The 26,346-nt window shown below is 41.6% G+C and carries 19 protein-coding genes; 11 read left to right on the top strand and 8 right to left on the bottom strand.

All coding sequences use genetic code 11. The features are described 5' to 3' along the window. The first annotated feature begins 81 nt into the window (after positions 1-81). The 4 genes from rubA to oxyR all read left to right on the top strand — a co-directional run bounded on the left by rubA (position 82) and on the right by oxyR (position 3,408). Positions 82-246 (top strand): rubredoxin RubA, encoded by a 165-nt coding sequence (gene rubA / locus ACE01U_RS02150; protein WP_004694381.1) that lies wholly within the window; start codon positions 82-84, stop codon positions 244-246. Between the two features lie 68 nt (positions 247-314). Next, positions 315-1,493 carry an NAD(P)/FAD-dependent oxidoreductase gene (locus ACE01U_RS02155; protein WP_395553160.1) on the top strand — a complete coding sequence of 393 codons (1,179 nt, stop codon included), beginning with the start codon at positions 315-317 and terminating at the stop codon, positions 1,491-1,493. Between the two features lie 57 nt (positions 1,494-1,550). Beyond that, entirely contained in the window at positions 1,551-2,489 is a 939-nt protein-coding gene (estB, locus tag ACE01U_RS02160) for an esterase EstB (RefSeq protein ID WP_086208459.1), read from the top strand. Between the two features lie 13 nt (positions 2,490-2,502). Further along, complete coding sequence (oxyR, locus tag ACE01U_RS02165; RefSeq protein WP_110975111.1) at positions 2,503-3,408, top strand: LysR family transcriptional regulator OxyR; 906 nt, start codon at positions 2,503-2,505, stop codon at positions 3,406-3,408. Between the two features lie 88 nt (positions 3,409-3,496). Here oxyR and ppk1 read toward each other — a convergent pair whose 3' ends face one another. Together ppk1 and mtgA are read right to left on the bottom strand one after the other, a co-directional pair. After that, on the bottom strand, positions 3,497-5,581 hold the full coding sequence (gene ppk1 / locus ACE01U_RS02170) for a polyphosphate kinase 1 (protein WP_119063585.1): 2,085 nt from the start codon (positions 5,579-5,581) through the stop codon (positions 3,497-3,499). A 109-nt stretch (positions 5,582-5,690) separates the two neighbouring features. Beyond that, a complete protein-coding gene (gene mtgA / locus ACE01U_RS02175) occupies positions 5,691-6,365 on the bottom strand; it encodes a monofunctional biosynthetic peptidoglycan transglycosylase (RefSeq protein WP_086208461.1) in 675 nt (224 codons plus the stop codon). Between the two features lie 76 nt (positions 6,366-6,441). On the opposite strand from mtgA, the gene ACE01U_RS02180 reads away from it, so the two are divergent. Beyond that, the gene (locus tag ACE01U_RS02180) at positions 6,442-7,257 is read left to right on the top strand and encodes a rhomboid family intramembrane serine protease (RefSeq protein ID WP_395553161.1); all 816 of its coding nucleotides are present in this window, start codon (positions 6,442-6,444) and stop codon (positions 7,255-7,257) included. A 30-nt stretch (positions 7,258-7,287) separates the two neighbouring features. Here ACE01U_RS02180 and ACE01U_RS02185 read toward each other — a convergent pair whose 3' ends face one another. Continuing rightward, positions 7,288-9,777 carry an ABC transporter permease gene (locus ACE01U_RS02185; RefSeq protein ID WP_395553162.1) on the bottom strand — a complete coding sequence of 830 codons (2,490 nt, stop codon included), beginning with the start codon at positions 9,775-9,777 and terminating at the stop codon, positions 7,288-7,290. A 1-nt stretch (position 9,778) separates the two neighbouring features. After that, complete coding sequence (locus ACE01U_RS02190; RefSeq protein ID WP_395553163.1) at positions 9,779-10,507, bottom strand: ABC transporter ATP-binding protein; 729 nt, start codon at positions 10,505-10,507, stop codon at positions 9,779-9,781. Between the two features lie 11 nt (positions 10,508-10,518). Here ACE01U_RS02190 and ACE01U_RS02195 point away from each other — a divergent pair, with 11 nt between their 5' ends. Next, positions 10,519-11,160, top strand: a complete 642-nt coding sequence (locus tag ACE01U_RS02195) for an arylesterase (protein WP_395553164.1) — start codon at positions 10,519-10,521, stop codon at positions 11,158-11,160. A gap of 30 nt (positions 11,161-11,190) precedes the next feature. Here the strand turns inward: ACE01U_RS02195 and ACE01U_RS02200 are convergent, their stop codons facing one another. Further along, entirely contained in the window at positions 11,191-11,805 is a 615-nt protein-coding gene (locus ACE01U_RS02200; RefSeq protein WP_395553165.1) for a carbonic anhydrase, read from the bottom strand. Between the two features lie 311 nt (positions 11,806-12,116). Between ACE01U_RS02200 and ACE01U_RS02205 the strand changes: the two genes are divergently transcribed. Together ACE01U_RS02205 and ACE01U_RS02210 are read left to right on the top strand one after the other, a co-directional pair. Further along, a complete protein-coding gene (locus tag ACE01U_RS02205) occupies positions 12,117-13,148 on the top strand; it encodes an alpha/beta fold hydrolase (protein ID WP_395553166.1) in 1,032 nt (343 codons plus the stop codon). A 15-nt stretch (positions 13,149-13,163) separates the two neighbouring features. After that, positions 13,164-14,165, top strand: a complete 1,002-nt coding sequence (locus ACE01U_RS02210) for a hypothetical protein (protein ID WP_110975105.1) — start codon at positions 13,164-13,166, stop codon at positions 14,163-14,165. 36 nt (positions 14,166-14,201) lie between these two features. On the opposite strand, the gene ACE01U_RS02215 is transcribed toward ACE01U_RS02210, so the two are convergent. Beyond that, positions 14,202-16,418 (bottom strand): TonB-dependent siderophore receptor, encoded by a 2,217-nt coding sequence (locus tag ACE01U_RS02215; RefSeq protein WP_395553167.1) that lies wholly within the window; start codon positions 16,416-16,418, stop codon positions 14,202-14,204. A 174-nt stretch (positions 16,419-16,592) separates the two neighbouring features. Next, positions 16,593-17,231 (bottom strand): Fe-S biogenesis protein NfuA, encoded by a 639-nt coding sequence (gene nfuA, locus ACE01U_RS02220; protein ID WP_004981041.1) that lies wholly within the window; start codon positions 17,229-17,231, stop codon positions 16,593-16,595. A 160-nt stretch (positions 17,232-17,391) separates the two neighbouring features. Here nfuA and ACE01U_RS02225 point away from each other — a divergent pair, with 160 nt between their 5' ends. Both ACE01U_RS02225 and ACE01U_RS02230 read left to right on the top strand, forming a co-directional pair. After that, complete coding sequence (locus ACE01U_RS02225) at positions 17,392-18,009, top strand: rhomboid family intramembrane serine protease (RefSeq protein WP_110975103.1); 618 nt, start codon at positions 17,392-17,394, stop codon at positions 18,007-18,009. A gap of 437 nt (positions 18,010-18,446) precedes the next feature. Beyond that, positions 18,447-19,994: a hypothetical protein gene (locus tag ACE01U_RS02230; protein ID WP_395553168.1), complete on the top strand. Its 1,548-nt coding sequence runs from the start codon at positions 18,447-18,449 to the stop codon at positions 19,992-19,994. A gap of 474 nt (positions 19,995-20,468) precedes the next feature. On the opposite strand, the gene ACE01U_RS02235 is transcribed toward ACE01U_RS02230, so the two are convergent. After that, positions 20,469-22,088 (bottom strand): inorganic phosphate transporter, encoded by a 1,620-nt coding sequence (locus ACE01U_RS02235; RefSeq protein ID WP_086208472.1) that lies wholly within the window; start codon positions 22,086-22,088, stop codon positions 20,469-20,471. A 427-nt stretch (positions 22,089-22,515) separates the two neighbouring features. Here ACE01U_RS02235 and metH point away from each other — a divergent pair, with 427 nt between their 5' ends. Next, a complete protein-coding gene (metH, locus tag ACE01U_RS02240; RefSeq protein WP_395553169.1) occupies positions 22,516-26,202 on the top strand; it encodes a methionine synthase in 3,687 nt (1,228 codons plus the stop codon). Positions 26,203-26,346: the final 144 nt, after the last annotated feature.

Consider the following 26,346-nt stretch of genomic DNA (forward strand, 5'->3'; position numbering starts at 1 on the left):
CTACTAAAGTCAGATCAATAGCATTTTGCTTAATGGATTATTTTGCTGAACCCTTTCTTGTTCAGCGTTTTGGAGAGTCAAATGAAGAAGTATCAATGCATCGTTTGTGGATGGATTTATGACGAAGCAGAAGGTTGGCCGCAAGATGGCATCGTGGCGGGTACCAAATGGGACGATATCCCAGACGATTGGACTTGCCCAGATTGTGGTGTGTCAAAAATTGATTTTGAAATGGTTGAAATCTAATTTCTAATGTTAAAGACCATGCAGCATGGTCTTTTTTTACGTCCTTAAAATAATCTCTGGAGAACCTTATGCATCCCATCGTCATCATTGGCTCAGGTATGGCAGGCTATGCTGTAGCACGTGAATTTCGTAAGCTCAACCCTGAACAAGAACTGCTCATGCTCTGTGCAGATGATGCGACTAACTATGCCAAGCCAACCTTATCCAATGCCTTTGTGGCGAATAAAGCACCTGAACAAATTGCTTTGGGCGATGCTGAGAAAATGGCAGCCCAGCTCAAAATGCAAATTGCTACACACACTTGGGTCAAAGAAATTCATGCAGAACAACAACAGTTGACCTTAATCAAAGATGGTATTGAATCTACACAGCCTTACTCACAATTGGTTTTAGCGGTAGGTGCAAATCCAATTCGCCTTGCGATTGCCGGTGATGGCAGTGAAGATATTCAAGTAGTCAATAACTTAGATGACTACAAAACTTTCAGGGCTGAACTTGAAAAGCGTGCAGATAAGCGTGTCGTGATTTTAGGTGCAGGTCTGATTGGTTGTGAATTTGCCAACGACTTACAACATACAGGTCATCAAACCACAGTAATTGACTTAGCCAATCAACCATTGGGACGTCTCTTACCCACACATGTTTCCAGTGCATTTAAGGAAAACCTTGAAGCAACGGGTATACATTTTGTCCTTGGCACCACAGTTGAAAAAGTGTCTAAAATTGAAAATGGCGACTATGTTGTAACTTTAGCCAGCGGTCAGTCTTTAGTGGCAGATGTCGTGCTATCTGCTATTGGCTTACAACCGAGCATTTCCCTTGCAAAGGATGCCGATATCCAAACCAGTCGCGGAATCTTAACCAACGCACAACTTGAAACGAATCAACCTCATATTTATGCCGTAGGTGACTGTGCAGAAGTGAACGGGTTGCTACTGCCTTATGTTATGCCGATCATGCAGCAAGCTCGCGCACTTGCAAAAACCTTAAATGGTGAAAAAACTGCCGTACATTACCCTGCTATGCCTGTTGCAGTGAAAACCCCTGCTGCACCATTGACCGTTTTACCTGCACCAATTGGTGTTGACGTAAACTGGGAAACAGAAGAGTTAGACGATGGCATGATTGCCAAAGCCCTAGATAGTCAAGGTACACTTCGTGGATTCGTACTACTGGGTGCGACGGCTGGAAAACAACGTTTAGCATTGACAAAACTGGTTCCAGACTTGATTCCTGCACAGGTTTAAGGTTTAAATAAAAGGACATTTATAACAATAAATGTCCTTTATGTGAGGATGACAACAATGAATAGCGCACTCCAATATAATCTTTCCCCCTATACCTCCTTCATGCGCGAAACCAAAGTCGACTTAGGTAATGGCATTGAACTCCATGTTGAAATCGGTGGTGAAGATCATCATCCCACCATTGTTTTAATTATGGGTTTGGGAGCGCAACTGCTATTTTGGCCTGACTTTTTTTGTAAATCACTGATTGACCAAGGTTTTCGTATTATTCGCTTTGACAACCGTGATATTGGCTTATCTTCAAAAATTAAACATCAAGGGCCACGTTTAAACACACTTAAACTGATGGGACGTTTTGCTTTAGGTTTAGATAACCGTGGTGCACCCTATGACTTATACGACATGGCAGATGATGTTTCTTTGCTTCTAGACCGTTTAGGTTTGGATGAAAGTTATGTGATTGGTGCGTCCATGGGCGGTATGATTGGGCAAATTCTTGCAGCACGTCATCCACAAAAAGTAAAAAAACTGGGGCTGATGTTCACCAGCAACAATCAACCTCTACTTCCTCCGCCTTTCCCAAAACAACTCTTTAGTCTCATCGGCAGACCTGAATCAACCGATGAAGAAGGAATTGTCAGCCACTCTTTAAAAGTGTTTAAGATCATAGGCTCACCAGGTTATCACAACCAAATAGAAGCAATTCAGACATCTCGCAAATTATATCGTCGAAGTTATTACCCAGCGGGTGTACTTCAACAGTTTTTAGCAATATTATGTACAGGTTCTTTATTGCAACTGGACAAACAGATCCAACAACCAACCCTTGTAGTGCATGGTTCTCGGGATCGTTTACTTCCGCCTAGCCACGGAAAAGCCGTTGCAAAGGCAATTGTGGGTGCTAAATTTGAATTAATTGATGGAATGGGGCATGATATCCCACCGCACTTCATTCCAAATCTTAGCGAATTATTTGCACAACATTTTAAATCATAATCATTAGGACACTATGGCTGCATTACCATCCTTAAGACAGCTGTCATATCTCGTTACACTGTCAGAAACGCTGCATTTTACTGAAGCTGCACGCCGTTCATTTGTAACCCAATCGACTTTGTCGGGTGGGATTATGGAGCTTGAACGCCTACTCGGTGGCGTACTTGTAGAGCGTGATCGTCAAAATGTGCGCTTAACGCCCCTAGGTGAGCAGGTTGTTGCACGTGCTCGTGTTCTACTCGCAGATGCTCAAGACCTGATGCGTTTAAGCCGAGAAATGAGCGAGCCGCTCACTGGTGATTTACATTTAGGTGTTATTCCAACCATTGCTCCGTTTATTTTGGCGCAATTGTTAGATGAAGTGCATAAGCAACTGCCTAAAATTCAATTACATTTGCACGAAGCACAAAGTGAGAAAATTGTAGAAAAACTCGAACATGGCAATTTAGACATGATCGTTTTGGCTCTACCTTTTGATACACGTGGCCTCAAAGTTGCTGAAGTTGCAAAAGAAAGCCTATTCTTAGTGTGTAATAAAGCAGATATTCCAAGTAGCCAAGCGAACAATTTAGATGACTTAGATTTATCGCGTTTAATGTTACTGGAAGAAGGTCATTGCCTGCGCGATCATACGCTCAGCGCCTGCCCGATTGGTGAACGTAAAAATGATCATCGCTTAAAAGCAAGCTCTTTACCGACATTGGTTGAAATGGTATCGGCTGATCTTGGTTTTACTTTATTGCCAGAAATTGCAGTACGTACCAATATGATCAAAGCCAATCCAGACTTGCTGGTTAAGCAAATTGAAGCCGCACCAAGCCGTACTTTGGCTTTGGTAACACGTAAAAGCACCCCGTTACAAAGCGAATTTGATGTGTTATTACAAATCCTGCAAAAAATTACTCAAGATCTGCACTAACCTTATTTTAGTGCATAAAAAAGGAGTCAAACATGACTCCTTTTTTTTGTGCCTGAATCTTTTGCAGATTCAGGCACAATCCCTAAAATTATTTAATCACATCCAGCAAATAACGCTGTGCATTATGCTCAGTTTCACCCTCCGCAAGCGTCGCACGTATCCATGTTCCGTCACCCTGTAATAACCACGCTTGTTGGTTATCTTGTAAATAAGTTAACAAACCCTGCTGATAAATACGTTTTTTCAAAGCAGGATCTTCTATTGGGAAACATGCCTCAACACGATTAAACAAATTTCGATCCATCCAGTCGGCACTCGACCCATAAATACGCGCATCGCCATTATTACTAAAGTAGAAAACGCGCGTATGTTCTAGGAAACGTCCCACGATTGAACGTACACGAATATTTTCTGAAAGTCCTGGCAAACCCGGACGTAGACAGCAAATAGAACGAATAATGAGATCAATTTGCACACCTGCCTGCGATGCCTCATACAGTTTATTGATCAGTTGCACCTCGGTCAGCGCATTCACTTTCACAATAATTTGTGCTTTCTTGCCTGCTTTGGCATTGGCAATTTCATCATCAATAAAGTTGATCAGTTGAGCATGCAGCGTAAAAGGTGCATGAAGTAGCTTTTTCAGCTTCGCCATTTTCCCCATACCTGTTAACTCTTGGAAAATACGGTGTACATCTTCACACAACTCTTTATCGGTGGTGAGCAAGCCATAATCGGTATAAATTCGCGCATTACCCGCATGGTAGTTACCCGTTCCCAAATGTACATAACGAACAAGTTTATTATTTTCACGGCGTACCACAAGAATCATTTTGGCATGGGTTTTATAACCCACAATGCCGTAAACAACCACCGCACCCGCTTCTTGTAACACATTCGCCACTTCAATATTTGACTCTTCATCAAAACGCGCACGCAGCTCAATCACTGCGGTAACTTCTTTCCCATTACGTGCCGCTTCTGCGAGGACTTGTACAATTTCAGAGTCTGCACCACTGCGGTAGAGGGTTTGTTTAATCGCCAACACTTGTGGATCACGAGCCGCCTCACGCAACAAGTTAATCACAGGTGCGAAAGACTCAAACGGATGATGTAGTAAAATGTCCTGTTTCTGCATGGCAGAAAACATACTTTCCGACTTTTTCAATACTTTAGGAATAACTGGAATATGCGCGTCATAGCGTAGATGCGGACGTTTAAAATTGGACAATAGACGTGCTAAATTTACAGGTCCTTCAACTTTGTATAACTGCTCTTCATGTAAATCAAATTCATCAAGCAAGTAGTTATAAATATGCGCTGGACAGTTTTGTGTCACTTCTAGACGTACTGCACGACCAAAACGACGTGAGCTCAACTCACCTTTCAGCGCCTTGGCTAAGTCTTCCACATCTTCATTGAGCGCCAAGTCGGCATTCCGTGTTACACGGAACTGATAACACCCTGTCGCAGTCATACCTGGGAACAAATCAGATACATGCTCATGAATAATCGCTGAAAGCATCACATGGTGTTCTTTTCCACCTGTGAGTTCATCAGGTAAACGCACCACACGTGGCAATGAACGTGGAGCAGGAACAACGGCCAAATCAATCTGACGACCAAATGCATCTTTCCCTTCCAAAGTCACAATAAAGTTGAGGCTTTTATTAACTAAACGCGGGAACGGGTGCGCAGGGTCTAAGCTAATCGGAGTTAAAACAGGTGCGACCTGTTCCTGAAAATATTTTTTCACCCATGACGACTGTGCAGGCGTCAATTCCCCACGGCGTAGGAAGCAAATATCTTCTTCACGCAGTTTTGGCAAAATTTCTTCATTCAGAATGCGGTACTGACGTTCTATCGCTGCATGTGCAGTCTGCGAAATTTGGTCGAGTACTTGACGAGGGGTTAAACCATCAGGGCTACGGCTTTCATTGCCTAAACTCAGTTGCTCTAAAACCCCTGCAACACGAATTTCAAAGAACTCATCTAAATTGCGTGAAAAAATCAGTAAAAAATTCATCCGTTCTAAAAGCGGATGTAAAGGGTCTACAGCTTGTTCCAAAACCCGTAAATGGAAATCTAATATTGATAACTCACGGTTAATATAGCGGTCGTTATATGCATATTCAGGTTGTAATGTAGGAGATGTGCTTGCTGCCGTATTCATAGCTAACCTTTGATTATTTGAATGCGTTTTATCATGATAAGTATGCTTCAATTTTGTGACAATTTCATAAAAAAAGCCCATTAATTTGGGCTTTTTCACAACAAAGTAATTATGGGATATCGCTATAACGCATGTACTTTCGGATCATGCGCTCGCGGTTTTGTAACTTACGGTCATTTTGATGATCTTGGTAATATTTCGGATTAGGTAAAATGGCCGCTAAAAAGACTGCTTGCTCACGACTTAGACTACGGGAGCTTTTACCAAAGTAATGTTGGGTTGCCGCTTCAATGCCATAAATATTATCGCCAAACTCTACCGAGTTCAGATATACCTCTAAGATGCGTTCTTTACTCCACATCCGCTCCATCATCCAAGTTGCAACAGCTTCTTGACCTTTACGAATGAATGAACGTTTGTTATATAAAAATAAGTTTTTTGCCAACTGCTGCGAAATAGTTGAACCACCTGCAACTACCTTGCCCGTGTCATTATTACGTTCGAGCGCTGCTTGAATCCCGTCCCAGTCAAAACCATGATGTTGCATAAATTTGCCATCTTCAGCCGCAACAATGGCCTTTTTCATGTATTCACTGATCTCATCATAATCACGCCATTCGTGTTGAATCGGTTTAGACGGCTCAGACCAATAATCAATCCGCATAAACATCGTGGTTTCCACTGGCTTGTAACGCCACCACGCGAGGCTTGCAAAAATCCACAACTGTACCAAAAGCACGAAGCTGATAACGACTAACAAACTACGAACAATAAAAACTTTCATGCCAGTGGCTTACTCCAAAAATCATTTTTATTCATGCTAAGCTTGGGCAATATAGCAAAATTTTAGCAAGAATAGCATGACCGAGCTTACACCTCCTCAAATCAAAACAAAATTCGACGTACATTTATGGTGGATTACCGCCCTCATTATTACTATCAATGTTGGATTGTTTTTTTGGCAAGTCCTACATGGCATGGATGTCAGTAATCCAAGCACGGCTGATGCCATCCGCTGGGGAGCAGACTATGCACCGCTCACCTTCTTGGCTGAACCGATACGCTTATTGAGCAGTATGTTCTTTCATTTTGGTTTGGTTCACCTGATGTTGAACATGTGGGCACTGTATATTTTTGGTAGTGTGCTGGAGCAAATGTTTGGACGTGTCTATTTTCTTGCACTATATGTCCTTGCTGGTCTCATGGGGAGCTTGCTCAGTGGCTATCTCGCCATTCAAGACAGTTATGAACTGCTCCGTATTGGCGTAGCAAATCTAGAGTTGTTACCACGAGTAGGTGCAGGGGCTTCAGGTGCGGTCATGGGACTGGGTTCAGCACTGACGGTTCTATCCCTACTACCGATGCTCCCACAGCAACGTTTTATTTTAGATAAAAAGACTTTATTGATCGTGATGGGAATCAACTTAGCCATGGGCTTTATGATTTCAGGGATTAATAATGCCGCACATATTGGCGGCATGTTGATGGGTGCTGTTTTGGCGGCACTTTGGCATCTCTCCCAAAAAACTCAACAGCGTTGGATTATGCCACTAAGCCTTGTTTTGGCGGCCTGCGGCTCGTATTGGTTTTACTTACACTGCCAAAACCTGGTAACCCACATTCAGCCCCTATGGTCTGAAGTATTAATGATGATGCGTCAACAGCTCAATTTCTAAGATTCAACTCTTCACGCATTAAGAGATCAATCACGATTGATTGATCTCTCTCAAACTTTGTAAGGGTGGAATATCACTGAGATAACTCAAGCGATAACGCCCAATCAATGTACAAAGTACAGTCATAAAGAGCGGTAAAATGAGCCAGATTTCCCAGTGTGGCTGAATGGCTAAGCCCATGCGATAACATGCGACCGCACTTATCGCTTCAGCAAACAAACAAGAAACTACACCCGCCATAAAACCAATAAAGCCAATTTCTAAGCTAAGCATAGTTTTAAGTTTTTGCTTGGAACCCCCAAATGAGCGCAACAATGCGACTTCACGTTTACGCTCATCCATAAGTAAGTTCAGGCAAGCAATTAAAACCAAAATGCCCGAAATGCTCACTAAAACTGCAAGGATCGTGACAATCTGTACCAGTACCGTCACGATGCGCTTAATTTCATCTAAAATTAAACTGACATCAATAAAAACGGTATTGGAAAATTGTTGAATGATACTGACCAATTTCGCTTTGTCTGACTCAGGCACATAGAAACTGCCCAAATAACTGCCTGCATTTTCATCCATAGTTTGGGGCGCAAAAATAAAGAAGAAGTTTGGGCTAAAACTTTCCCATTCCACGCTTCTTAAATTTGCCACTTTGGCATGAATCACACCCTCTGGTAAGCTAAAAGTCAGTTGATCCCCCACTTTTATCCCAAGCTCTGTTGCAGTATTGGCTTCTACCGAAACTTGTCCTTTTGCTGTCAGTTTTGATACTCCAGAGACAATTACATTGTCTTTAGGATAACGGTCTGCTTGGGTTAAATTTAACTCGCGACGTAAGGAATTATTTTGCTTCACCAAATCCGTAGCAAAAGGCTGTCCATTTTTGGCAATCAGCCTGCCCCGAATATTCGGATAGAGCGGCGTACTGTTCCAATGGTTTTGTTCAATTTTCGCTTTTAACTCAGGCATGTCAAAAGGCGGTAAACCATATACAAACTGATTCGGCGTTCCTATAGGAATTTGCTGTTGCCAACGTTCTAACAAATCGGTGCGTAGCACGGCTAAAACCGTAATTAAACTGAGTCCCAAAGCCAAAGCGGTAATCTGAAACGCAGTTTGGTAAGGCGTACGGACATAGGCAGAAACCGCATTTTTCAAGCCGCGCAGGAACTTCAAACTCAGCCAGACCACAACGTATAACACTGCACATAGAATAATAATTGCCCCAATCACCATGGCTGTCAGTACCATGTTTTCAGTCAGAACAATACTAAATAATACCAGACTTGCCGTGCCTGCAAGTAACATCCAAAACATAGACGAAACTGATTTTTCTTGACTGCGAATGACACGGATCGGTGGAGTATTCAACAGTTCCCAAAAACTCGGTAAGACAAAACCCAGTAGTACTACGGCACTGGTCAACATGGCAATCGGAATCGGTCCGAGCAGCATATCCCACGCTGAAAAAGCAATACTTAAGTGTGGTATCAGTTGTAACATCAACTGTAACAAGCCATAACCCAGCCCGACACCCACGGCACTCCCGACCAGCATGGCAAGCAAGAACACCACACCCAACAAGCTAAGGTAAGCCCAAAGAATTTGTGACTTCGCAGCCCCCATACAACGTAATAGCGCAATGTGATCTTGGTTTTGTTGTACAAAGCGTTGGCTTGTCAAAGCAATCGCAATTCCACACAGTAAAATCGTTAAGATATTCGCCAACTGCAAAAATGTGTCCAAATTTTCAATCGGTTTCATTAAACGGGTATTGCCCTCACTGGCATTGCGTAAGCGTAAGCTATTTTGTGATTCTTCCGCATTAGGACTTTGAGCTGTCGCATTGACCTCTTCAGACGCTATATTTTGCTTCTTAAAATTTGCTTCAAACTGCTGGGTATTTTGTGCTGCACCTGCCATCAGTAAACGATATTCAATGCGACTACCGACTTGTATAGCATTGGTCTTGGCAATATCCGCTTCTGAAATAATCACCGTTGGCGAGAAACCGGAAAAACCTAACTCCTGATTAGAATCATGCTCAATCAAGCCTGTAATCTTAAACACACCATCTGCAATATTGAGTTGATCACCCAATTTGACTTGTAGCAAATCCATAGCACGCCGGCTCAACCACACTTCACCCGAGGCAATGTGCTTCGCAATTGGCTGAATGCGTAGCTCTCCACGTAGAGGAAAAGCTTGATCAATCGCTTTGACATTGACCATAACAAACTGATCATTGGTATATGCCATCGAACTAAAGACAGTGACTTCGGATTGTTTTAAATCAAGAGCTGTCGCTTGTGCTTTCCATTTCGGATCGAGCTTTTCGCTGTCCGTTAGAACCAAATCCCCTGCTAACATCTCAGCGGCTTGCAACGCTACGGCGTTTTGAATTTGTTCATTACTAAACTTTAGTGCAGTCGTGGCGCTGATCGCGAGAATCAACGCAATAATCAATAAATACACACCACTACTTTTAAAACTTTGCTTCAGTAAAGGTTGAAATAAAGAATTCATTTTATCCTCCCGTTCGAGGATGTTCGATCAACTGCCCATCGAGTAATTCAAAATGCCGTTGGCACTGCTCCGCAAGCGTATGATCATGCGTTACTAAAATCAGGGTCGTACCCAACTCACGGTTCAATTGAAACAATAGTTGCTCAATTTCTCGCGCAGTTTGACTGTCCAAATTTCCTGTTGGTTCATCGGCAAAAATAATTTTTGGTTCAGCAATCAGCGCACGGGCAATCGCAACCCGCTGCTGCTCCCCACCCGAAAGTACCTTTGGTGTTTGGCTGGCCTGTCGCTCTAAGCCAACTTTTTGCAATAAACTCAAAGCACGACGTTCAGCTTCGACAAAGTTAAATGAACGATGAAGCCGTAGCGGGAGCATCACATTTTCAACCGCGGTCAGATGAGGTAGAAGTTGAAAAGACTGAAACACAAAACCAATATGCTTTAGGCGAACTTCTGCGCGCTGCTCTTCATTGAGTTTGGAAATACTTTCACCACAAACACTTAACTCACCACTGCTGGCCTGATCCAAAGTCGCCAATATACCAAGCAGTGTGGACTTTCCTGAACCTGAACGCCCTGTAATGGCCACTTGTTCACCTGCTGTGATACTCAGATGCAAATCTGAAAAAATAGTGAGTTCTTTTTGTGGAAGTTTAATCTTTTGTGTCAGTTGCTGGGCAGAAATAATCACTTGTGGCATGATGTTTACATTACTTTGAACTTGGGTCATAACATCCCTATATGCAAATATTCGTGCAAAATCGCAAATTTAAAAAACGCATAAATTCATACTTGGTTTTGATTGCACTGTGCATGAGCCCCACTTGGGTTTTTGCAAAAACCGTGATGGTTTTAGGAGATAGCATTAGTGCAGGTTATGGCATAGAACCACAGCAAGCATGGGTAAATTTACTGCAAAAACGGTTAGACCAACAGTATCCGAAACAACACAAAGTGGTCAATGCCAGTGTGAGTGGTGAAACCACCAGTGGTGCTTTAGCTCGTTTACCCAAACTGTTGCAAACGCATAAGCCGAATGTGGTGGTGATTGAGCTTGGCGGGAATGATGGACTGCGTGGTCAGCCCCCTCAAATGATTCAAAAAAATTTAGCGCAATTGATCCAACAGAGTCAAAAAGCCCATGCCACCGTGGTTGTTTTGGGAATGAAAATACCGCCAAACTATGGCACCGCCTATAGCAAGGCTTTTGAAAATAATTACAAAGTGGTCAGTCAACAATACAAAGTGAAATTACTACCCTTTTTCTTAGAAGGTGTCGCTGGAAATAAAAGCCTGATGCAAAAAGATTTGGTCCACCCAAACGCCAAAGCGCAGCCTATTTTATTAAATTTAGCTTATCACTATATAAAAGGCGCTTTATAAAGCGCCTTTTAATCTGACCTTCTTCACTGATCAGAAGTCAAAAAAAACCACTTCACCACTTTCAAGTGAATACTCAGCACCAACCACTTGTAACTTGCCTTTGGCAATCAAACTCTCAAGCACAGCTGAACCATGACGTAACTGATTTACAGAGGCAAATACATTTGAACGCACCGCATGTTTAGACAGTTTGCATAAGTCATGTTTCAATTCGGTTTGCATCAAAGTTTCAACTGAAGGGCGTACACGGTTTACAATCGACATCAGGTTTGCAGAAGCTGGGCTATCTGGGTTCATCAAAGTATCAATCGTAGCTTGAATCGCACCGCAGTGACTATGACCAAGTACCACAACGACCGCACAGTCATAACGCTCAGCCGCAAACTCCACGCTGCCAACTTGTGATGGTGCAACCACGTTGCCTGCAACACGAATCACAAAAAGATCACCCAAACCTTGGTCAAACACCATTTCAGCAGGTACGCGTGAATCAGAGCAACCCAGTACAATGGCAAATGGATTTTGATCTTCAGCCATTTCTGCCCGTTCATGGTGAGACAGTTGTTTATGGTGGGTTGTCTCACCCGCTACAAAACGTTGGTTACCCTGTTTAAGACGGCTTAAAGCTTCTTGAGCTGTTAGCATTCCTTTTTCCCACCCGATTGTTGTTAAGTCGCAATAGTTTAATCTTAGAGAAATTGATTGTCACTTGCAAAAAACATAGCTGCATATTTTTTTAATTTTTCTTGAATTTGCATTTTAGCTCAGCAGAATAGATATCCAGTTCACACTTTATCTAAATGCGGTATATCCTTTCAAACAAATAATTAATGACATTTGCATAAAAGCGATTAGAATCAAACAGACCCTTAAATAAAAATAAAAACTATTCAAAATCAGAGCATTTTTATCTTATTCGGTCAGTTTTTTCATTCATCTCCGTTTAAGGATGAACCATGATGATGCGCTCAAACCCCCTCTTAAAATACTGTTTAAAAGTCAGCATACTGACGTGGGCATTGTCTTTTTCTTTCGCCAGTCATGCGGTGGAAAATACCATCATCAAAGACAAACTCAGTTTACAAAGCTATCTTGTTCAAGAGCGTGTTACTGCTGGCTTAAAATCCAAAACCCTTAAAGTCGATGATATTGTCTGGGCATATAATGAAGGCGGAGCAGCCGATAAACCAACGATTTTACTGATTCATGGTTTTGCTGGAAATCGGGACAATTGGAATCGTGTAGCACAGTTTCTCACGCCTTATTATCATGTAGTTATCCCCGACCTTCCAACCAACGGTGATACCAAAGTCCCAGATGATTTTGATATTTCTATGCCGAATGTAACTGAGCGCTTACGCCGTTTTGTTGAAGCCATTCATATACAAGATAAGCTGAATGTTGCAGGACATTCCATCGGTGGTTCAATTGCAACGCTATATGCGGCGCAATATCCTTTTGACACGCAAAGTTTATTTTTATTGAACAGTGCAGGGATTTATAAAAATGCTAACACCAACTATGCCAAAGACCCGCAATATTTAAAGCACTTGATTGTGAGTAAACCGGGCGATTTAGATGATGTGATGCAACGTGTCATGCAAACCCCAATCAAAATGCCCTATTATTTAAAACGCGCCCAAGAAAAACAGTTAATTACTCAAGCTGAGAAAAACAGCAAAGTGATTGATCAATTGGTGACCTTAAACCGCATTTATACGACCGACTCTTTTGCCCGAGTGACCCGTAACATTGAAGCGCCCACCCTCATTTTGTGGGGTAAGCAGGACAAAATTATCAATGTCGAAGTGGCGAATGAACTTAAATCCTTATTGAAACGTGCTGAAGCTCCTGTCATCCTTAACAATGTTGGTCATATGCCACTTTTGGAAGCAGAACAGGCCGTTGCACAGCACTACCTACCTTTTCTTGCAAAAACCCAAAAGTTAAAAAACCCATTGGCTGATAAACTGATTTCACTAAATTAATTTTGTTGAGTACGTATGCAGAAACACCCGATGATTGAGCAGCTCATTGAAGCTCATCTTAATTTTTTAGATCATGAGTTTTCGCAAGCAAGTACCGTACAAAATGAATTCACCCTCTTTTATCACTGGTTTAGAAAACAAACTTTGCAGCAACTGTGGAGCTTTGAAGACATCAATGCGCTGTTGCAAAAACAAATCCTAGCCACACCTGCAACAGAACATCTGATTTCACAAATTGCAGAGCACATCAAATTTGCGTTGATTCACCCCATCAATGAATCAACAAAAATTGCCGATGTGATTCCAGTACTCACCATCGACAAAATTGCGCAGTATGTCGCGAGTAAAAGTGGGCATCGTCAACGCCTGATTAAAACTGTGGTAAATAACCCAGCTTTTTCAGCCATGATTACTCAGCTCATTCAGCACTCAATTCAAGACTATTTAAACAACTCCGTCATGACCAAACGTGTGCCGGGTGTCTCTAGTTTTATGAAAATGGGCAAGTCGGTACTTGAAACCGTCACGGACTCAAACCTAAATGACACCATCGGTCATTATTTGCAAAAGAACATCTTAAAACTCAGTCAAATGAGCGAACAAGTGTTAAATCAAAATTTTAATGATGAAAAGCTGTATCATTTTCAAGCCAATCTTTGGCATAAAATCAAAGACATGCCTTTATCAGTTTTAAAAAATTATGTAGAAGTGCAAGACTTGCCTCATACCGTCGCTATGGGTCACGAAATTTGGGAACATATACGTCAAACTAACTATCTGCAACAACAGGTGCATGATGGTGTTTATGCTTGGTACATTCGCAACCAAGAACGTCCTTTTGATTTACTCCTACGTGACTTAAATATCGACGAAGCTTTAATTCAAAATGAACTTCAAGATTTATTGAATCCTATTATTCAAGAGCTCATCCAATCACATTACTTGCGTGATCGAGCACGTTATTATTTAGAACAGTTTTATTATTCTGATCAAGCACAAGCGATTTTAAAGCCATAAAAAAAGCCGCATTATGCGGCTTTTTTCTTTCATAATTTAGAATGCATACTTCAAGCTCGCATAATAAGCTCGACCTGGTTCGTTATAGGTTTGACTTGTCGACTCACTGTCTCTCAATTTCTGCTCATCAAAAATGTTACTAATTCCGACACGTGTACTTAAATTTTTACTAAATTTATAACCCAAATTGATACCAGCTATACCATAACTTTTTACAACGCTTGGTTTAAGTGCATCATTTGCCCCACCTGAACCAACCCCAGCTTCAATACGATTTTGAGCATATTGACGTGACTTCTGACGACCATATTGGGTATAAATAAAGTTTACATCCAGTTGGTCAGTAATATCATAATCGAAGATTGAATTGATCGTATAATTCGGCACTAAAGAAAGTGGATTGCCTGTAGACTTATCTTCCGAGTCCATCATATAAGTGAAGTTATTGGTCCAGCTTATTCCATCCCATTCCATTCCAATACTACCTTCAAAACCTTGGATTAAGGCCTCAGGTATATTTTCCCAACGTAAGACATTCCAATTCACTCCAGACGTTGTTGTAGCTGTAGCTAGAACTTCATCACCTGCTGCAATCTTGTCTTTATAATCGTTTCGGAACCAAGCCAAACTTGCATTTAAATTATCTTTTGCAAACTGTATTCCTAACTCTTTATTTACAGAAGTTTCGGGTTTTAAATCGGCATTCCCTTGAAGTAAACAACGGTTTTGAATCGTTGCAGGACACCCATTACCATTTGTTGATAACAAGTATCCTTCTGAGTTCTGATACATATTCGGCGCTTTATACGCTCTTGCTATACCACCTTTTAAAATGAAATAGTCTCCAAGTTTTTGAGTAATATTTAAACTTGGACTCCAATTCGATCCCGATTTATCATGATCATCAAACCGAACACCCAAAACTAAATCTGTGCTATCTGTAACTTTAAAATTATCTTCCAAGTACACAGAAGCGATACGTGAACTCATATTGCTACGGTCTTTTGGAGCTATCGCATCTAGACCTGACGCACTTCCAGTTGATCCAACCGTTGTGTTTGCTTCATCTTTAAAATCATCTTCAATCCATTCAGCACCTACAGTGATATTTTGGGGAACATAAAATTCCAGAGGAATATTCACCTCACCGTTTAAACGGAAAGTATTTAGTGTTGATGTTGATTTATCAGTTGCGGTATTAATACGACCCTCTGTACTCCCTCCAAGGCCTTCTAATAAGCGTTTATTTTTAGTTTTATCATATTGAATTATAAATTTATTATTCCCCCAATCCCACTCGCCATCATGCATTAATGAATAGCTATCACGATACATTGTATTCGTTTCACTACCGTATAGAGCTGAAAGAATGGCATTGGCTTCCGCATCCGCATTCAGTTGTGAATCCCCTGAATAAAGATTACCTTGACGACTCGAAGATGCATCAAACGTTAGTGTTTGACCATCAACAATTTGCCAAGCTAGGCGTGCTGAAACATCTTCATTCTTAACACCTTCTCGACCTGCTGCTGTACTATTGATTGACTTATTAATGTCAATCGCATCAGGCTGTGTCTTATTAAAGTTACCGTATAAGCGATAAGACAAGACATCCTTAATAATTGGTCCACTAAGATTTATACTGACACGCCCTGACTCCCCTTCTTTCGAGTCCTCTGGCTGATTCGCATAAAGTTCAACCGAACCATGAACTTCGTTTGTGACTTTTTTAGTTTTAATATTAACAACACCACCCATGGCACCTGAGCCATAACGAGCAGCCGCTGGACCACGCAATACTTCAATAGATTCAATCGCATCTGCGGGCACCCAGTTTGAGTCACCGCGGGTATCACGTTCCCCTCTCCAGCCATAACGCACAGAATTTCTCGAATTCACAGGCTTACCATCAACCAAAATCAAGGTATTTTCTGGCCCCATACCGCGAATATCAATTTGGCGGTTATTACCACGTTGTCCCGTTGCACTATTGCCTGTTAAATTTACGCCAGGCATCCGACGTACATATTCAGAAATATCATTTACAACAGGTAATTTTTCTAAATCTTTATCCGTAATAATAGATGCGCCTAGAGACTGCTTAACTTGTTCCTCAGCCGTTAATACAATCGTTTGTAATTGTGTTGTATCTTTTTCTGCCCCTGTAGTCAGCGATTCATTCGCCATCGCAAATGAACTCATTGCCCCTACAACAGCCAAAGCCAAAGTTGATCTCGTCAGATTTTTACCCATAACGCATACACCCAAATACAAAAGAAGGAGAGATTGTGTAAATTTCGTAAGGTATCTTAACAAATGATAAACATATTGCAATAAATATTGATAATTATTCTCAGTTACATTTTACCTTTAGATAAAATATAACCCCCTAATTTAAGGAGGTTATTTGGTAAAATGGTTTAAAAATTATTTGAAGTACGCGCCTTCTGCCTGCGTATGATCCGTCTGGTCAATAACACGACGTAACTCAGGAATGTGTTGTTGCAGAGTCGTTTCAACACCTTGTTTCAAGGTGACATCAATCGCTGAGCAACCTTGGCAACCACCACCAAATTTCAATACAGCCGTTAAACCATGCTCTTCATCTTCAACAACTTCAACCAATGCACAGTTACCGCCATGACCAGCTAGACCCGGGTTAATTTCAGACTGAAGAATGTAAGTAATACGCTCTTCAATTGATGCATCAGGACCTACACGTGGCACTTTCGAATTCGGTGCGCGGAATGTCAATTGCCCACCAAAACGGTCTTTATTGTAATCAATCACCGCATCCAACAAATATGGAATAGACGGTGTGTCGATATATGCAGGAAAGTCTGGATAATCTTGACGATAATCAGTTGGGATCACTTCTTCAGGCGCGCTATATGCCATACAACATTCAGCACGTGGTGTACCCGGATTTTCAACAAATACACGTACAGCAATACCAGGTGTATTTTGTTTTTCTAATAAATCACGTAAATACTCTTGTGCAGTTGGAGTAATCAATAAGTTTGGAATTTCCTCTGCAACTGCAGTGCTGCTGTTCTCAGTCGACATAACAATCATTTCCTCAAGCTGAAGCTGCTATTTTAACTGAAGATGCGGGGTAATGAAAAAAAATCAACCAAAATTGTCGGATTTATTGTGAAAGTTCATCTTTTCAATCAATTTAATGGCATTATGACTACAAGTTATTCATTTGTAGAACATCTCAGAAATGTTGCATTTACCTTTTAATCATACAGTTACAATCATTATTATTACTGTCATTATTTCTATGGTGGCATTTTCAAACCAGAATGTCATGAACCGTTTGATTTTTTGGCCACCTGCAATGCAACGTGGACAATACGATCGTTTCATTACCCATGGCTTCATTCATGCCGATGGTATGCACCTTTTGTTCAACATGTTCACCCTGTTTTTCTTTGGTAGCATTATTGAAAGTTTTTACCGCCAATATTTCTATGACTTAGGCTTCGTTTTATTTTATTTGGGTGGTTTAATTTTCGCCATTTTACCAAGTTATTTAAAACATAAAAATGATGTGCGCTGGGCAAGCCTTGGCGCCTCTGGTGCAGTCTCTGCGGTACTATTCGCTTATGTATTGTTTGAGCCTTGGAAGCTGATTTTTGTGTTTTTTATTCCTGTACCCGCGATTATTTTTGCTGTGCTCTATGTGGCTTATAGCATCTGGTCTGGCAAGAAAGGTAACTCCAACATCAATCATAGCGCTCACCTCTGGGGTGCAGCTTATGGCGTAATTATGACTGTCATTTTAGAACCACGTTTAATTCCGCATTTCCTAAGCAAATTGACTCAGCTCCCATTTTGAAACTGGGTTGACAGGCTACAAATACCTTGAATCAGGCGATAACACAAATCCAATAACATTTTCGTAGCACAGGCGGACCATGCTTTTAAGATAAGAATCAGGACAATCATGAAAGAGAGAGATTGCAATAAAAATCATATCTATCTTTATCACATTGATGATGTTCCTTACTTTAATCGGCTGTGCTATACAAACATTTGAAGGGCATATCGTCTACGGGCCTGATCATTTTGATTATCCATCTGGTCATGACGATTTTTGCCCATTGTAACCCAGCCTAAAAGATCACTATTCACGCAAAAGTCTACTATATCTAAGGCTTTATATTGCACATACTTTTACACAAATTTGGTATGAAATGCCAAGTGAGAATTCAATTTGGCATAGATAATGTATACAACTGTATATAAATAGCAAATGCCAGTGAGATTTCTTGCATGTCCAATCCCCTAGATGGTCTTCAATTTCCAATTCATCCAAAAACACAAAAAGCCAGCACTTCACGCACTGGGAAAGAAATTATTGCGGAAGCACTAGCTAATGTCGATCATCAAATTGCTGTTGAGGTGTTGGCCGAGAAAAACTGGCGTAAACAATATCCACGCTATTTTAAATCCTTGGTTGAGTTAGGCATTGCCAATCAAACAGCTCCTATTCAAATTGCTCAGGATGGATTAAACAAGGCACATCATGTTTTTGAATTCTATCGTGACAATCAAAAATATCTTGTTAAAGATGTAATGTCGCTTGAAACAACACCCTTGCATACTATTAAACTCAAAGGTGAAAGCACCGCTCTGCCTGAGTGGTCAGTGCCTTATAAAGGCACACAGCTTAAAGGTGAGAGCTTACTCGCTCAAATCCAAATATGGTTAGAGGCTGGGGTGATTGAACCAAGTCATGCCCAAGCACTGATTGCCTGCGTTGAACATCCAGAATGGTTCGATTTATCTGATCGGACCATGGTGCTTTTTGGCGCTGCATCTGAAGCAGGTCCTCTCACATGGTTATCGCAATGGAAAGCCAATATCGTAGCGGTAGATCTACCCAATCCACGCGTATGGGGCAAAATTTTAGACACCATTCAACATGGCAATGCCACCTTATATGCTCCATCTGTTGAAGCATTGAATGCGGATACGCCTGTTTCAGTGTTAAAGGAAAAGCTCGGAGCAAATCTTCTCACGCAGACTCCTGAGATCGCACAGTGGTTAGCACAAAACCCACATCAGTTAGACTTGGCTGCCATTGCGTATCTGGATGGCGAAAAGCATGTTCGTGTTTCTGTGGCAATGGATGCGATTATGCAATATGTCAGCAAACAGAAAGCGGATACCAGTTTGATGTATATGTGTACACCAACCGATGTTTATGCAGTGCCTGAGGAAGTGATCACAGCATCTGAACAAAAATTTAATGGCCGCTCTAAAACGCAACAAATGCTCAGCAAAAGTATTTCAACGCTTAGTAGACAATACTTCTTTAAGAAAAACTTACATGGTTTAGTGAGCTCAGACAATAATAAAGAATACGGTATTGCCGATTGTTTAGTGGTTGAGCAAGGACCTAACTATGCCTTGGCTAAACGCATTCAGCAGTGGCGCGCAACACTGGCACGCTCACAAGGCCAACGCGTCAGCATCAATATTGCGCCTTCAACTACAACGCACTCTGTCACCAAAAATCCATTGCTTAAAGCAGCATTTAACGGTGCAAGCTTATTTGACGTTGAAGCATTTAAGCCTGAAACAACCAATGCCATTATGGCTGCTCTATGGGTTCATGACCTGCGTAATGCTGAATCTGTAGCGAATCCAGAGGTCAAACTTGAGCATCCTCTAGAACTGATGATGCATGGTGCAAACCACGGCGGACTATGGCGTGTGGCTTATCTGGCAAGAACTGCTCTACCCTTTGCAGCACTATATGGCTTTGCAGCGGACAAGCTCCCACTCGAAAAAGTGTTCGCAAAACGTAAAAAATAAGACTCAAATGCTGCTCTCTTAGGCAGCCATACGGATATAAAACACAACCTCAACTTAGAGACAACCAGTTAAGGAGCCTCCTCTTCATCTCCTTAACTTTTTAACCCTATACTGTGAGGTCTTAGTGTTCCTAAGCTCAATATTGGTCGTTCGTTTATTCCTGCAACGTTTAGGTCTTATTCGCTAAGTAAGAAGTGAAGCATCGTAGAAGTAACATTTTGCGGTGCAATGCGCCCCACAGAAAATCTGTTCAATCTATAGATACGAAACAACTTTGCATTACAAAATAGTCCATTTTGAATGCCAATGACTGCATCTTGCACTACGAATAAATGCAATGCTTTTATTTCTGCTCAAATCGTGAGTAGTGTTAGCGTATATTAAATAAAATCGAGAATTGAAAAGAAAATGCCAGTCAGTTTATGAACTGACTGGCATTATGACTTCAAATAACGTTTTTCTTTACATTACAGATTAAACAAACTGTAGGAACAACCAGAACAAACCACCTGATAAACAGATTGTTGCTGGCAGGGTGAAAACCCAAGCCGAAAGAATGGTTCTGACAGTTGCAAAGTTCAGACCTGACTTATTTGCCACCATGGTCCCTGCAACCGCAGAGTTGAGTACATGGGTCGTCGATACAGGCATACCAAAACCATCTGCCGCAGCAATCGTAGTCATAGCGACTAACTCTGCAGACATACCTTGACCATAAGTCATATGGTTCTTACCAATACGCTCGCCCACGGTAACTACAATACGCTTCCAACCCACCATTGTTCCTAAGCCAAGTGCAAGTGCCACAGCCACTTTTACCCAGTTTGGAATATACTGAAGGAACGAATCGAGGTTACTACGATATTCTTTAACGGTCTTTTTCTCCGCATCAGACATCGCTGGTAATTGATCTGCCTTATCTAAACGTTTGAAAGCTGTCGTACTTAAGTACATATCATTGCGTATAGAAGAAACTTCTGCCTCTGGAATATCTTTTAAATCACCATAATGTCCAACACGTTCACCCAAATGATCTGTCAAACTTGCTAATGCAGGTACAACTTCAGGAGTCATTTCTTTAGTTTGAATATATTGGGTAATGACTGCACGGGCTTTTTCATCAGCGATATCGTCATGCTGAGTATAAATTACATTTGCTGTCTGATTCGAAAGCTGTGCAAATGACTGAATGTGCTGTGAATCCAAATTCTTATTTAAAGAATAAGCCAAAGGCACAATACCAATCAAAATCAGCATGATTAAACCCATACCTTTTTGACCATCATTTGAACCGTGTGCAAAACTTACACCCGTACAGGTAAAAATCAAAATAGCACGAATCAGAGGTGGTGGTGGCTTGTTACCTTCAGGTGGTTGAAATAGTTCAAGTTGACGCTTGAAAATTGTTTTAACCAACAAAAATACGATCGCTGCAAAGGCAAAACCAATCAATGGCGAAAACAATAAAGCCTTGCCGACTTTGATCACTTGATCCATGTCTACACCCGAAGCACCACTGCCTGAATGCATCAGGTAGTTCATAATGCCCACACCCAAGATTGAACCAATCAAAGTGTGTGAACTTGATGCTGGGATACCTAAGAACCATGTCCCCAAGTTCCACAAAATCGCAGCAATCAACATGGCAAACACCATGGCAAACCCTGCACCTGAGCTGACATTCATAATCAACTCGACAGGCAAAAGTGCAATAATACCGTAAGCTACTGCACCACTTGCCACCATAACCCCAAGGAAGTTACAGAAACCTGCCCACATTACCGCAACTGGCGCTGACAGTGCATTGGTATAAATCACCGTTGCCACAGCATTGGCTGTGTCATGGAAACCATTTACAAACTCAAAGCCCAACGCAATGAACAATGCCGTCGCTAAAAGGATTAGAGAGTAAAGATTCAGTGCAGGAACATGCGATAAGTCAGCAGAAAGCTGAAAGCCAATATAAATTAGCGTTGAAATAATGACCGTTAAAAACACCGGCATAAAAAATTTCGGCGTAGGTACGTGCACATTTGTCGACTTGACTTGTGTCACGTGCACCTGATCTTGGACAGGAGGAATATTAGAATTCATGCAGACGGCTAAAGAGGATATCAATATCCCCTATTGTTCAATTTAATTGTGACAATTATATGACAAATGCGTGTCACATGAAGCCAATTTTTTCATAATTGATTCATTTTAGATCAGCAGTAAATCGCCTATAGGCCTTGAAAGCACTGTGCTTGCTTAAAATTTAATTTTTCTGTGCTCATTACGCTGAATTATTTTCTTACATTTGGCTGTGTTGTCTGTAACAATCTGCTCCAATCAATCTTTCCTCATCTCTATTTATTTTCATCTATTAACATAGACGCCCTATATTTCACTTTCGTGAAAACTAAAGCTAAATCAGCCTTTTTTATTTGCAATATAGCGAATACCACTTGAATTAAGCATAAATGAATATGCTTTTCTGCTAAAATATTGCACGTTTTGAAAACCTGTTTGTGAGTTTTGAATGTCTACACTTGCCACCTTAAAAACACTTCTTGCCGAGCGCATCCTCATTATTGACGGTGCAATGGGCACCATGATTCAGCGTCATAAGCTCGAAGAAGAAGATTATCGTGGTGAACGTTTTGCAGACTGGGCATCTGACTTAAAAGGCAACAATGACCTTTTGGTACTGACACAGCCACAGATTATCCAAGGGATTCATGAAGCTTACCTCGATGCTGGCGCAGACATCATTGAAACCAACAGTTTCAATGGCACACGTGTTTCAATGTCAGACTATCACATGGAAGACCTCGTTCCCGAGATCAACCGTGAAGCAGCGCGCCTAGCACGTGCGGCCTGTGACAAATATTCAACCCCAGATAAACCACGCTTCGTTGCAGGTGTACTTGGCCCAACCTCACGTACCTGTTCAATTTCACCAAACGTCAATGACCCTGCCTTCCGTAATATTACTTTTGATGAACTGAAAGAAAACTATATTGAAGCAACGCATGCCCTCATCGAAGGTGGTGCCGATATTCTTCTGATTGAAACAGTATTTGATACACTTAACTGTAAAGCAGCGATTTTTGCGGTAAAAGAAGTATTTAAGCAAATCGGTCATGAACTGCCGTTAATGATTTCAGGGACCATTACCGATGCATCTGGTCGTACATTAACAGGTCAAACCGCAGAAGCATTCTGGAACTCAGTACGTCATGGCGATTTACTTTCGATTGGCTTTAACTGTGCCTTGGGTGCGGATGCGATGCGCCCGCATGTGAAAACTATTGCTGATGTTGCCGATACTTTTGTCTCTGCCCATCCAAATGCGGGTTTACCGAATGCCTTTGGTGAATATGATGAAACGCCAGAGCAAACCGCAGCTTTCTTAAAAGAATTTGCTGAAAGTGGTCTCATCAATATTACAGGTGGTTGTTGTGGTACCACACCAGATCATATCCGTGCCATTTACAATGCTGTTAAAGATATTAAACCACGTCAAATTCCTGAAACCAGACCTGCTTGCCGCCTCAGCGGTTTAGAGCCATTTAACATTTATGATGACTCTTTATTTGTCAATGTCGGTGAACGTACCAACGTCACAGGTTCAAAAAAATTCCTGCGTTTAATCCGTGAAGAAAACTTTACCGAAGCTTTAGAAGTCGCTCAGCAACAAGTTGAAGCTGGTGCACAGATTATTGACATTAACATGGATGAAGGGATGCTTGATTCACAAAATGCGATGGTGCATTTCTTGAATCTGGTGGCATCTGAACCAGATATCTCACGTGTGCCGATCATGATTGACTCATCGAAATGGGAAATCATTGAAGCGGGTTTGAAATGCGTTCAGGGTAAACCTGTGGTGAACTCAATTTCCCTTAAAGAGGGTTATGATGAGTTTGTCGAAAAAGCCCGTTTATGCCGACAATATGGTGCAGCGGTTATCGTCATGGCCTTTGATGAAACAGGACAAGCGGATACGGCTGCGCGTAAACGTGAAATCTGTAAACGTTCTTATGATGTTCTAGTCAATGAAGTGGGTTTCCCTGCTGAAGATATTATTTTTGACCCGAACGTGTTTGCAGTTGCTACGGGGATTGAAGAACACAATAACTACGGTGTCGATTTTATTGAAGCGACAGGCTGGATTAAACAAAACTTGCCACATGCTATGATTTCGGGTGGTGTATCTAACGTTTCATTCTCTTTCCGTGGCAATGAGCCTGTTCGTGAAGCGATTCACTCGGTATTCCTATACCATGCCATCAAACAAGGCATGACCATGGGTATTGTCAATGCTGGTCAAATGGCAATCTATGACGATATTCCAAAAGAACTGAAAGATGCGGTTGAAGACGTTATCCTGAATCAAAATCAGGGGGAAAGTGGACAGGAAGCCACTGAAAAATTACTTGAAGTTGCAGAAAAATATCGTAGTCATGGTGGCGCAGCCAAAGAAGCTGAAAACCTTGAATGGCGTAATCAATCTGTTGAGAAACGTCTTGAATATGCACTGGTTAAAGGGATTACCACTTATATTGATGAAGATACCGAAGAAGCCCGTTTAAAAGCCAAACGCCCTCTTGATGTGATTGAAGGCGCATTGATGGACGGCATGAATGTGGTCGGTGATCTATTCGGCTCAGGAAAAATGTTCCTGCCACAAGTGGTAAAATCTGCCCGTGTTATGAAGCAAGCTGTAGCATGGTTGAATCCGTACATTGAAGCGGAAAAAACAGGTAGCCAGTCTAAAGGTAAAGTCCTGATGGCAACCGTAAAAGGCGATGTACACGATATTGGTAAAAATATTGTCGGCGTGGTGTTGGGCTGTAATGGCTATGATATTGTCGATTTAGGTGTGATGGTTCCTGCGGAAAAAATCTTACAAACCGCGATTGATGAGAAATGTGACATCATTGGTTTATCTGGTTTGATTACACCATCGCTGGATGAAATGGTGTTTGTTGCCAAAGAAATGCAGCGTAAAGGTTTTACCATTCCTTTACTGATTGGTGGTGCAACCACATCGAAAGCCCATACCGCAGTCAAAATTGACCCGCAATATTCAAATGATGCAGTGATTTATGTAGCCGATGCCTCTCGTGCAGTGGGTGTAGCGACTACCCTACTGTCTAAAGAAATGCGTGGTAACTTTATTGCTGAACATCGTGCGGAATATGCCAAGATTCGTGAACGTTTAGCCAATAAGCAACCGAAAGCAGCCAAACTAAGCTATGCAGAATCCATTGAAAATGGCTTTAAAGTCGATACGAACTATGTGCCGCCAATTCCAAACACAATGGGAACACACGTCCTCACCAACTACCCACTTGCAACATTGGTGGAGTATTTTGACTGGACACCATTCTTTATTTCTTGGAGCTTGGCAGGTAAATTCCCGAAAATCTTAGAAGATGAGATTGTCGGTGAAGCTGCAACGGATTTGTATAATCAAGCACAAGCCATGCTCAAAGATGTGATCGAGAATAACCGTTTCGATGCACGTGCTGTATTTGGTCTATACCCTGCTCAACGTACAGGTGCAGATACAGTCAGCGTGTTTGATGAAACAGCGCAGAATGTCACGCATACTTTTGAACACTTGCGTCAGCAATCTGACAAAGTCACTGGTAAGCCGAATTTATCTTTAGCCGACTTTATTAGCACCTCGAAAGACAATACTGACTATCTCGGTGGTTTCACTGTGTCGATCTTTGGTGCAGAAGAATTGGCGAATGAATATAAAGCCAAAGGCGACGATTATTCAGCAATCTTGGTTCAGTCTTTGGCCGATCGTTTTGCCGAAGCTTTTGCCGAGCATTTGCATGAGCGTATCCGTAAAGAGTTCTGGGGCTATAAGGCCGATGAAACTTTGGGCAATGAAGAATTGATCAAAGAGAAGTATGTCGGTATTCGTCCTGCACCAGGTTACCCTGCTTGTCCAGAGCATTCTGAAAAAGCGGTGTTATTTGACTGGTTAGGTTCAGAAGCGAAGATCGGTACCAAATTGACTGAACACTTTGCGATGATGCCACCTTCGTCTGTCAGTGGTTTCTATTATTCGCATCCTGAAAGTGAATACTTTAATGTAGGCAAGATTTCTCAGGATCAACTTGAGGATTATGCGAAGCGTAAAGGTTGGACACTGGATGAAGCGAAGCGTTGGTTAGCACCGAATTTAGATGATTCGATTGCTTAATTTAGAATAAAAAAAATCTCCCCTAACCCCACTGCTGTCCCATAAATATCACAAGAAGAACCTCAGCTGAGGTTCTTCTTGCTTATTCCACTTCTTATCAGGAAGAAATAGTGCCTTTAAGAGCTTCCTTTCAAATAAATTCAC

The organism is Acinetobacter halobius (assembly GCF_044130335.1).
In the GTDB taxonomy this organism is placed as follows: domain Bacteria; phylum Pseudomonadota; class Gammaproteobacteria; order Pseudomonadales; family Moraxellaceae; genus Acinetobacter.